Origin of the sequence: Streptomyces sp. NRRL WC-3549, from assembly GCF_000721935.1 — a bacterium.
In the GTDB taxonomy this organism is placed as follows: Bacteria; Actinomycetota; Actinomycetes; order Streptomycetales; family Streptomycetaceae; genus Streptomyces.
In genome coordinates this window covers 78,834-88,742 of the sequence record NZ_KL585403.1, presented here as the reverse complement: position 1 = coordinate 88,742, position 9,909 = coordinate 78,834, and the positions used below count along the sequence as shown (strand labels likewise).

7 protein-coding genes and 1 pseudogene are annotated in these 9,909 nt (G+C 73.3%); 5 read left to right on the top strand and 3 right to left on the bottom strand.

What is annotated here, in order from left to right; all coding sequences use genetic code 11:
- Window positions 1-254: 254 nt before the first annotated feature.
- The 5 genes and pseudogenes from xylB to IH13_RS0117740 all read left to right on the top strand — a co-directional run bounded on the left by xylB (window position 255) and on the right by IH13_RS0117740 (window position 7,013).
- A pseudogene (gene xylB, locus IH13_RS37770) lies at window positions 255-1,719 on the top strand (xylulokinase).
- A gap of 104 nt (window positions 1,720-1,823) precedes the next feature.
- Window positions 1,824-3,101 (top strand): VWA domain-containing protein, encoded by a 1,278-nt coding sequence (locus IH13_RS0117755; RefSeq protein ID WP_031085586.1) that lies wholly within the window; start codon window positions 1,824-1,826, stop codon window positions 3,099-3,101.
- Complete coding sequence (locus tag IH13_RS0117750) at window positions 3,101-3,958, top strand: hypothetical protein (RefSeq protein WP_031085584.1); 858 nt, start codon at window positions 3,101-3,103, stop codon at window positions 3,956-3,958. Before IH13_RS0117755 ends, IH13_RS0117750 begins: the two co-directional genes overlap by 1 nt.
- Before the next feature lie 138 nt (window positions 3,959-4,096).
- Complete coding sequence (locus IH13_RS0117745) at window positions 4,097-4,969, top strand: universal stress protein (protein WP_031085582.1); 873 nt, start codon at window positions 4,097-4,099, stop codon at window positions 4,967-4,969.
- Between the two features lie 109 nt (window positions 4,970-5,078).
- Entirely contained in the window at window positions 5,079-7,013 is a 1,935-nt protein-coding gene (locus IH13_RS0117740; protein WP_031085580.1) for an ABC transporter ATP-binding protein, read from the top strand.
- A 45-nt stretch (window positions 7,014-7,058) separates the two neighbouring features.
- Here the strand turns inward: IH13_RS0117740 and IH13_RS0117735 are convergent, their stop codons facing one another.
- From IH13_RS0117735 to IH13_RS0117725, 3 genes are all read right to left on the bottom strand, one after another.
- Window positions 7,059-7,802: a hypothetical protein gene (locus IH13_RS0117735; protein WP_031085578.1), complete on the bottom strand. Its 744-nt coding sequence runs from the start codon at window positions 7,800-7,802 to the stop codon at window positions 7,059-7,061.
- A gap of 202 nt (window positions 7,803-8,004) precedes the next feature.
- Window positions 8,005-8,997 (bottom strand): ABC transporter substrate-binding protein, encoded by a 993-nt coding sequence (locus IH13_RS0117730; RefSeq protein ID WP_031085576.1) that lies wholly within the window; start codon window positions 8,995-8,997, stop codon window positions 8,005-8,007.
- A gap of 2 nt (window positions 8,998-8,999) precedes the next feature.
- On the bottom strand, window positions 9,000-9,909 hold a 910-nt coding region (locus tag IH13_RS0117725), incomplete at its 5' end, for an ABC transporter permease (RefSeq protein WP_031085575.1).

Genomic DNA, 9,909 nt, shown 5'->3' with positions numbered 1-9,909 from the left:
ACGTGAACTTGTCCTCGGGAGTGGGGGTGAAGCGCTCCGGCATGGTCTGTCCGCCTTCGTGTGCGTCGGGGTGGGACACCGGGCCGCCTGTGGCCCGGCTTATTTGTTCAGTAACATTATTAATGTGCCACGAGGCAGCCTCTCGACGGAAGCCCCCGTACGACGAAACCCGGGCCGCCTCTGTTCGAGTGGGCGACGATCACGTAATTTGTTCGTCGCACGATCAAAACGAGCTTGCGAGGAAGAGGTAGCCCATGCCGCCGCGTACCGTCGTCATCGGTGTGGACAGCTCCACCCAGTCCACCAAAGCGGCCGTCGTCGACACCGTGACCGGCGAACTGCTCGCCGTCGGCCGTGCCCCGCACGTGGTCACGGGCGAGGGCGGTGCCCGCGAGAGCGACCCGGAGGTCTGGTGGCGGGCCCTGTGTGACGCGGTGACGGGAGGACTCAAGGAGTCCGGCCTCTCCGCGTCCTCGGTCACCGGGATCGCCGTCGCCGGGCAGCAGCACGGTCTCGTCGTGCTCGACCGGTCCGGCCGTCCGCTGCGCCCGGCGCTGCTGTGGAACGACACCCGCTCCGCGCCGCAGGCCGCGGCGCTCACCGCCGCGCTCGGCGGCCCCGATGCCTGGACGGCGCGCACCGGCACGGTGCCGGTCGCGTCCATGACCGCCTCGAAGTGGCGCTGGCTGCGCGAGAACGATCCGGCGAACGCGGAGGCCGCCGCCGCCGTGCGGCTGCCGCACGACTTCCTGACCGAGCGGCTCGCGGGCACCGCGGCGACCGACCCGGGTGACGCCTCGGGTACGTGCTGGTACTCCACCGGCACCGGCGGCTACGACCCGGAACTCCTGGCACTGCTCGACCTGGACGAAGCGCTGCTGCCGCCCGTCGCGGCCACCGGGGCGGTGCGGATCGGCTCGCGAGGCGCTCGGGCTGGCCGAGGGCATCGCCGTCGCGGCCGGCACGGGGGACAACATGAGCGCCGCGGTCGGCCTCGGGCTGGGCGGCGCCGGCCTGCTGGACCACCCCGTGCTCAGCCTCGGCACCTCCGGCACGGTCTTCGCGGCCTCCCTTGCCCGGCCGGCCTCCGCCGCCCTCTCCGGGTTCGCGGCGGCCGACGGTACGTACCTCCCGCTGGCCTGCACGCTCAACTGCACCTTGGCCGTCGACAAGGTCGCCACCCTGCTCGGGCTGCACCGCGACGACGCGGCGCCCGGCGGCGAGGCCGTGCTCCTCCCCTTCCTGGACGGGGAGCGCACCCCGGACCTGCCGACCTCGTCGGGTCTGCTGACCGGGCTCCGGCACGACACCACGCCGCAGCAGTTGCTGGGCGCCGCCTACGAGGGTGCGGCCTTCACCGTGCTGCGCGCGCTCGACGAGCTCTCGCGCGCCTGCGGTCTGGACCCGGCCGACCCGGAGGTGGCCACCCGGCCGCTGCGGCTGATCGGCGGCGGGGCCCAGGGCCGGACGTGGGTGGAGACGGTACGCCGGCTCTCCGGGAGGCCCCTGATCGTGCCCGGCAGCGGCGAACTCGTCGCCCGGGGCGCGGCGGCCCTCGCCGCGTCCGCGGCCGGCGGCGGCGACCCGGTCGCGGTGGCCACCCGCTGGAACACCGCGGCCGAGGACGCCGAACTCCCCGCGGTGGAGCGGGACACGGAGACCTGGGACCGGATCGGCTCGGTGCTCGACCGGGCCTCAACGCCCTTGCTCGGGGGCTGACCCCGGCCCTTCGGAGGTTGGCCGCCGGGGCCCCCGGGGCAGGCGAAGTGGCGGGGGCACGACCGGTTTTGGGGATGACAGCGGATCTTCAATAGGATCCGTCGATGATCATAAGAAAACGGCTGACGGCCGGGGTGTGCGTTCTGCTCGCCACCCTGACCGCCGGGCTCGGCACCGCGTTGCCGGCCGCCGCCGACGAACCCCCCTCCGCCCTGACCCCCAAGGTCGAACTCGTCCTGGACGTCAGCGGTTCCATGCGCACCCGGGACATCGACGGCCAGTCCCGGATGAGCGCCGCCAAGCAGGCGTTCAACGACGTCCTGGACGCGGTGCCCGAAGAGGTGCAGCTCGGCATCCGGACGCTCGGCGCCGACTACCCGGGCGACGACCGCAAGGTCGGCTGCAAGGACACCAGGCAGCTCTACCCGGTCGGACCGCTCGACCGCACCGAGGCCAAGACCGCCGTCGCCACGCTCGCCCCCACCGGCTGGACCCCCATCGGGCCCGCCCTGCTCGGCGCGGCCGACGACCTGGAGGGCGGCGACGCCACCCGTCGGATCGTCCTGATCACCGACGGCGAGGACACCTGCGGGCCGCTCGACCCGTGCGAGGTCGCGCGTGACATCGCCGCCCGCGGTATCCACCTGGTCATCGACACCCTCGGCCTGGTGCCGAACGCCAAGATCCGGCAGCAGCTGACCTGCATCGCCGAAGCCACCGGCGGCACCTACACCGCCGTCCAGCACACCGACGAACTCTCCGGCCGCGTGAAGCAGTTGGTGGACCGTGCGGCCGAGCCCACGATCACCCCGGTGGCCACCGAGGGTGCGGGCAGCTGCGCGAAGGCCCCCGAGCTGAAGGCCGGTCTCTACACCGACCGCCAGGAGATCGGCAAGCACCGCTGGTACCGGGTGGACGTCCTGCCCGGCCAGGAACTGCGCGCCTCGGTGAGCGTGTCGGCGGACCGCGCCGTCGACGACGACTACGGCGTGCTGCTGCGCGCGGTGACCACGCACGGCCGCGAGATCGTCCGGGGCTCCGAGTCCGGCACCGGCCGTACGGACGCCGTCTCCGCCGGGCTGCGGTACCCGAAGTCCGAACTGGAGGAGACGGACGACGGCGGGGAACCGCCCGCCGAGACCGTCTGCCTCCAGCTGGGCAACTCCTTCTCGGCCCCCGCGTCCGTGAAGAAGACCCCGGGCATGCCCGTCGAGCTGACCATCGACCTGGTGGACGGCCCCGACAACGCCTCCGACGTGGCCGCGTTCGGTCTGGGCCGCGGCTGGTGGCTGCTGGGCGTCATGGTGCTGACCGGACTGATCGCCGGCCTGCTGTTCGGCTGGATCTCGCGCTGGCGTGTCGCCGTCTGGAGGACCAACTGATGCCTGCTCCCCGCAGAAACCGCCTCGGACGCGCATGCGCCGGGCTCCTGCTCGCCGGGACCACCCTGCTCACCTCGGCGGGGGCGGCCCGGGCCGACGACCCCTCTGCGAGCGCGAGCCCCGCCGGGGACGAGGCCGCCGGCCCGACGGAGGCGGGCACCACCTTCCGTACCGCCACGCCCGTCCAGCAGGAGCAGACGGCCACGGCCGACGCCTCCACGGGTGACTACCTGTACTGGGTCTTCCCCGCCGACGCCGGCGAACGGGCCACCGTCCGTGCCAAGGTGACGCTCCCTGAGAACGCCACCCGGCACGGCGCCTCGACCTGGCAGATCGACGTGTACGACGGGCTGCGCCGACGCCAGGCGTGCATGTACGGCCACCAGACCAGGAAGGCCGCGCCGGACGCGAACACCGTCGAGCTGTCCTGTGTCCTGCGTACCGTGCGCGCCTGGGCCGAGCCGTGGGCGAACGACCCGCTGCCCGGCAGCTACTACGTACGGCTGACCGTCGTGGACCTGGCCGAGGAGGACCTGGGGCTGCCGGTCCGCGCCGAGACCCGTGTCACCTCGGTCGACAAGGGCGGCTCCCACGACGTGGACGGCACACTCGCCGAGCCGCTGGTGCCGGGGGCGTCCTCCGCCACGCAGGCCGTGTCCGGGCAGAGCGGCGACGACGAGCGGCCGAAGGTGTCGCTGGGCAGCGAGCCCGAGGACGGCTGGGCGTCGGGGTGGTGGACCGACCGCTGGCTGTGGACCGTGGGCGGCGGCGTACTCGCCGCTCTCGCCGCGGTGTTCGGCCACAGCCTGACCCGTGGGCGCGGGCGCCCCTCCCACGTGCCGCCGCCGGGCTACTGACACGCGGGCCCGTCCCCCACGAGGGCCGCCGGCCGGGTCGGACGACCCGCTCGGCGGCCCTCGGCGCATACCGGGGTGAGCCCCGCCGGGGCTCTCGGGGAGGATGGGCGCGAGATCCATTCCCACCAGGAGGCGAGCATGCCGGTCACCATCACCGTAGGGCTGGACGGAACGGGCCATTCCCTCGCCGCCGCCGACTGGGCGGCGCAGGAGGCCGCCCGGCGGAAGGCGGCACTGCGCCTGGTGTACGCCTGGGTGTGGCGCGCCGGCGGCGCGTCGTACGTCGGCGACCGCGACGCCGAGGAGCGCGTGGTCCGTGCCGTGTTGAGCGACGCCGAGTCCCGGGTGAGGGCCGCGCACCCCGCGCTGGAGGTCTCCACCGAGGTGGTCGTCGGCGACCCGGTGCCCACCCTGGTCGACGAGGCGGACCGGGCCGGGATGCTGGTGCTCGGCTCCCGGGGGTACGGCACGCTCGCCGGCTATCTGATCGGTTCGGTCTCCCTGCACGTACTGCGCCGTACGGCCCGGCCGGTCGTCATGGTGCGTGAGGCGCGTCCGGACACCCCCGCGCCCCGGGCCTGTGGAGACGTCGTCGTCGGCGTCCAGGACGCCGAGGCGGCCGGTGGCCCGGTGCTCGACTTCGCCTTCGCCTCGGCCGCCGAGCGGGGCGTGCGCCTGCGCGCCGTGTACGCGTGGGAGGTCCCGCCGGTCCTCATGTGGAGCCCCGGGTCGCTGTGGGTGGCCGAGCAGCAGGGCGGGCTGGAGCCGGTGCACCGGCAGATCCTCGCCGACGCCCTCCGGCCGTGGCGCGAGAAGTACCCGCGGGTCGAGGTCGTCGAGGAGGTCCGCACCGGGCCCGCGGCGGAGGTCCTGCTGTCCGGCACCGAGGGGGCGCAGCTCCTGGTCGTCGGCCGCCGCACCCACGAGCCGGGCGTACGCCGGCTGGGCTCCGTCACCCATGCGGCGCTCCACCACGCGCCGTGCGCGGTCGCCGTCGTCCCGCACGGCTGAGCGCCCGGAGCGAGGAGGGCGCGCGTCCGGGCCGCGCGGGTTGACCTCAAGGCAAGTCGAGGTCCTAGCGTTCCGTGCGTACGGACCGATCCTCGGAGGTATCGCTCGCATGGACATGGAAGTCACCGCCTGGACCTCGCTCCACAGCGCGATGAACGCGCAGAAGGGCCGCAGACCCTTCTCCCGGGCCACCTTGCGCCGCATCGGGGCGTTCGCCCGTCCGCACCGGAGGCGGATCCTGCGGTTCCTGCTGCTGAGTGTGGTCACCGCGCTGCTCGCGGTGGCCACACCGGTGCTGGCGGGAAGGGTCGTGGACGCGATCGTCGAGGGCGACGACAGCGGGACGGTCACCCGGCTCGCCCTTCTGATCGCCCTCATCGCCGTCGCCGAGGCGGCGCTGGCGCTCCTCACCCGGTGGCTGTCGGCGACCCTGGGCGAGGGACTGATCCTGGACCTGCGTACGGCGGTCTTCGACCACGTCCAGCGCATGCCGGTCGCCTTCTTCACCCGCACCCGGACGGGTGCGCTGGTCAGCCGGCTCAACAACGACGTGATCGGCGCGCAGCGGGCCTTCAGCAACACGCTCTCCGGTGTCGTCTCCAACCTCGTCACCCTGGTGCTGACACTGGCCGTGATGCTCACCCTCTCCTGGCAGATCACCCTGCTCGCGCTGGTGCTGCTGCCGGTGTTCGTCGTGCCCGCGCGGCGGATGGGCTCCCGGATGGCGGCGCTCCAGCGGGAGGCGGCGGGTCACAACGCGAGCATGGGCACCCGGATGACGGAGCGTTTCTCGGCTCCGGGCGCGACCCTGGTCAAGCTGTTCGGGCGTCCCGCCGACGAGTCCGCGGCGTTCGCCGCACGGGCGGGCCGGGTGCGGGACATCGGTGTGCGTACGGCGATGCTCCAGTCCACGTTCATCACGGCGCTCACCCTGGTCTCCGCACTGGCACTGGCTTTGGTCTACGGCCTCGGCGGCCAGTTCGCGCTGCGCGGCGCACTGGAGCCCGGCGCGGTCGTCTCCCTGGCGCTGCTCCTCACCCGGCTCTACGCGCCGCTGACCGCTCTGGCCGGGGCCAGGGTCGAGGTGATGAGCGCCCTGGTCAGCTTCGAGCGGGTCTTCGAGGTCCTCGACTTGAAGCCGCTGATCGAGGAGAAGCCCCACGCCCGCAGGGTCCCGGAGGGGCCGGTGTCCGTCGAGTTCGACGGTGTCCGTTTCGGCTACCCGTCCGCCGACAAGGTCTCCCTCGCCTCCCTGGAGGAGGTCGCCACGCTCGACGGGCGGGGCGGCGCCCAGGTGCTCCACGACGTCTCCTTCACCGCTGAGCCCGGCCGGACGGTCGCGCTCGTGGGCTCCTCGGGGGCGGGCAAGTCCACCGTCGCGCAGCTCCTCCCCCGGCTGTACGACGTGGACGCCGGCAGCGTGCGCCTGAACGGCGTCGACGTACGGGACCTCGGCGCGGACTCGATCCGCGAGACGCTCGGCATGGTCACCCAGGACGGACACCTCTTCCACGAGTCCGTGCGGGCCAATCTGCTGATCGCCCGGCCCGACGCCACGGAGGACGAGGTCTGGGACGCGCTGCGCCGGTCGCGGCTGGACGGACTCGTGGCGTCCCTCCCGGACGGGCTGGACACGGTCGTGGGCGAGCGGGGTTACCGGCTGTCGGGCGGCGAACGCCAGAGGCTCACCATCGCCCGGCTGCTGCTGGCCCGTCAGCGGGTGGTCATCCTGGACGAGGCGACCGCGCACCTGGACTCCACCTCGGAGGCGGCCGTGCAGGAGGCCCTGGCCGAGGCGCTGGAGGGCCGCACCGCGGTGGTGATCGCGCACCGGCTGTCCACCGTGCGCGCCGCCGACCTGATCCTGGTCCTGGAGGCGGGGCGGATCGTGGAACGGGGGACGCACGAGGAGTTGCTGGCCGCCGGCGGACGGTACGCGGAGCTGTACCGCACCCAGTTCGACCGGCCGGAGACCGAGGAGTTCGGCCGGCCGGAGGCCGGGGACGCGGTCGGCCCGCCCGCCGAACGCCGCACGCCCGCGTAGGAGGCGCCGGGTGCCCCGGGTCACGAGGAGGCCCGGGGCCCCGCCTCACCCTTTCAGACGGTCCATCAGGCCGCGCATGTCGCTGATCAGGGCCGGCTGGAACGGGGCCGTCTCGGGGGCGTCCGGCTCCACGTCGAGCGCCTCCCCGTACTCGTCGTCGGACATGTAGCTGGTGACGGAGGAGACGTCCAGCACGAAGACGGCTCCGCCCTCGCGCACCGACAGTTCGGCGCTTCCGTCCTCCGAGGTGCGCAGGAACGCCGTGTCGCCGAGGTCCGGGACGGCCTCCAGCGTGCCCTCGTCGCCGCCGTCCCTCCCCGTGTCGCGCGCGCGTGCCTCGAACTCGGGGCCCGGGTCGGTCTTCTTGTGCAGTTCCACGACGACGGAGACGGTGAAGTCCCTGGACCAGCCGCCCGACTCCCCCTCTCCCAACGGCACGGACGCCAGCGGGACGGAGCACTGCTGCCGGTCCAGGGCCTCGTGTCTCGCCACCCATGCCTCGCCCTCGCCCGGCGGCTGCCTCGGTGCGATCGCCGCGCCGAGCGACGTCAGCGGGAGTTCGGCGCACAGGCCGTCGTCCAGCCGGTAGCCGTGCAGGTCCGGGGCGCGGTCCCCCGTCCCGTACGCGTACCACGACGCGGCCCAGAGGACCGACGCCACGACCGCCCCGCCCAGGGCCCACCGCCACGGACTCGGGCTCCCGGGGACACGCCCCCGGTCCGAGTGGTCGATCACCTCCACGGCGTGGACCCCTCCGGACCGCCCCTCGAACTCCGGCTCGGAAATCAACCCGCCCCCCTCCCGCGCACCCGCTGCCTGCGCACGATAATCGCAGAACCGGGCCGTTCCGGTGGGGCCCTCGGGCAGGTCCGGAGGGTGCGTCATGTGCGAGCTGTCGGGCCCGGCCGGGCGCCCGCCGGAAGGCCGGGCCGTCCGCCCGGCCTCCCGGCGGCGTGGCGTCCGCCTGTCTCCTACCGGCCCGGGGCCGGGGTCAGTCCAGCCACTTCTTCCAGGTGTCCGGGTTCTGCGCGATCCAGCGTTCCGCGGCCTCGTCCGGGGTGAGCCGGTCGGAGGCGATCATCTTCGAGACCTCGTTCTGGTCGTGCTCCGACCAGGAGAACTTCCTGAGGAAGGCCGCCGCGTCCTTGCCCCGTCGTGAGAAGTCCGCGTTGAGGTACTTCTGCAGCGGGGTCGTCGGGTAGGCGCAGTCGATGTCCGCGGGGGCCTTGGCACCGCACGCGTCGGTGTACTCGGGGAGCTTCACCTCGACCATCGGGACCTCGTTGAACAGCCACTGCGGCTGGTACCAGTAGCTCAGGAAGGGCTTCTTCGCCTTGGCGAACTGCTGGATCTGGGTGATCTGGGCTGCCTCGGAGCCGGCGAAGACGACCTTGTAGTCCAGGCCGAGGTTCTTCACCAGCGCCTTGTCGTTGGTGACGTAGGACGGTGAACCGTCCATCAGCTGGCCCTTGTCGCCGCTCTCGGGGGTGCGGAGTTCGTCGGCGTACCTGTCGAGGTTCTTCCAGTCCGTGACGTCCGGGTGCTCGTCGGCCCAGTACTGGGGGACGTACCAGCCGATGTGGCCGGTGACGCCGAGGTCGCCGCCGGGGACGATCGTCTTCTTGTCCTGGACGTACAGCTTCTCCTGGTCGGGATGGCCCCAGTCCTCCAGGATGGCGTCCACCCGGCCCTGGCTGAGCGCGTCCCAGGCGGGGACCTCGTCCGTCTGGACCAGGTCGACGCGGTAACCCAGTTCGTCCCGGAGGAGCTTGCCCGCGACGGCGACGTTGGCCTGGGCGCCGACCCAGGACTGTACGGAGAGCGTGACGGTCTTGATGTCGGCCGGGGCCGCGAACGGGGAGGCCTGCTTGGTCATGTCCGCCGCACCGCATCCGGTGACGGCCAGCAGGGCCGCGGCCGACGCGACGATCGCGGACGTGCGCGGCCGGGCGCGGGCGGCCGTACGGGGGGTGGTGGGAGCCATGGTCAGCTCTCCTTCCGCGAGCGGCGGGCGGTGGGCTGGGTGACCCGGTCCAGCATCAGTCCCAGGCAGACGATGGCGGCGCCCGCGACGAGACCGGTGGCCAGGTCGCCCTGGGCGAGGCCGAACACGACGTCGTAGCCGAGCGCTCCGGAGCCGACGAGACCGCCGATGATGACGACCGCGAGGACCAGGACGACGCCCTGGTTGACGGCGAGCAGCAGGGCGGGCCTGGCCAACGGCAGCTGGACCTGGCGCAGTTGCTGTCCCGGGGTGGCGCCGAGCGAGCGCGCGCACTCCATCGCGGCGGGATCCACCCCGCGCAGCCCCTGGGTGGTGATGCGTACGACGGCGGGCAGCGCGTAGACGACGGCGGCCGCGGCGGCCGGGGCGCGGCCGACGCCGAAGAGGGCGACCACGGGGATCAGGTAGACGAACTGCGGCATGGTCTGGAAGATGTCCAGGACCGGGCGCAGGGCCCTTTCCAGCCGTTCGCTGCGGGCGGCGCCGACGGCGACGGTGAAGCCCAGGACCAGGGTGACCGCGACGGCGGCGATGACCTGGCTGAGGGTGTCCATCGAGGGTTCCCAGACGCCGAGGACCCCGATGGCGGCCATGGCGAGCACGGCGGTGAGCGCGGTGCGCCAGGTGCCGATGGTCCAGGCGAGGGCGGCCACGACCAGCAGGACGGCCCACCAGGGCAGGCCCTGGAGTCCGCTGCGGAGCGGGTTGAGGATCCAGTCGGTGAAGCGGGCGGCCCAGTCGGCGGTTCCGCCGATGACGGGGATGCCGGTGTAGAGGTGGTCGACCATCCAGTCCTTGGCGGTGTTGACCGGCCCCGCGACGGGGACGACGCCGTCCTCGGGCCAGACCCGCCCGCCGGCGATCCGTCCCACGACGGCGACGGCGGCCGCG

What these genes read in the sequence shown, in the direction of transcription:
- IH13_RS0117755 (WP_031085586.1), top strand. Translation starts at nt 1,824, where the DNA reads ATGATCATAAGAAAACGGCTGACGGCCGGGGTGTGCGTTCTGCTCGCC.
- IH13_RS0117750 (WP_031085584.1), top strand. Translation starts at nt 3,101, where the DNA reads ATGCCTGCTCCCCGCAGAAACCGCCTCGGACGCGCATGCGCCGGGCTC.
- IH13_RS0117745 (WP_031085582.1), top strand. Translation starts at nt 4,097, where the DNA reads ATGCCGGTCACCATCACCGTAGGGCTGGACGGAACGGGCCATTCCCTC.
- IH13_RS0117740 (WP_031085580.1), top strand. Translation starts at nt 5,079, where the DNA reads ATGGACATGGAAGTCACCGCCTGGACCTCGCTCCACAGCGCGATGAAC.
- IH13_RS0117730 (WP_031085576.1), bottom strand. Translation starts at nt 8,997, where the DNA reads ATGGCTCCCACCACCCCCCGTACGGCCGCCCGCGCCCGGCCGCGCACG.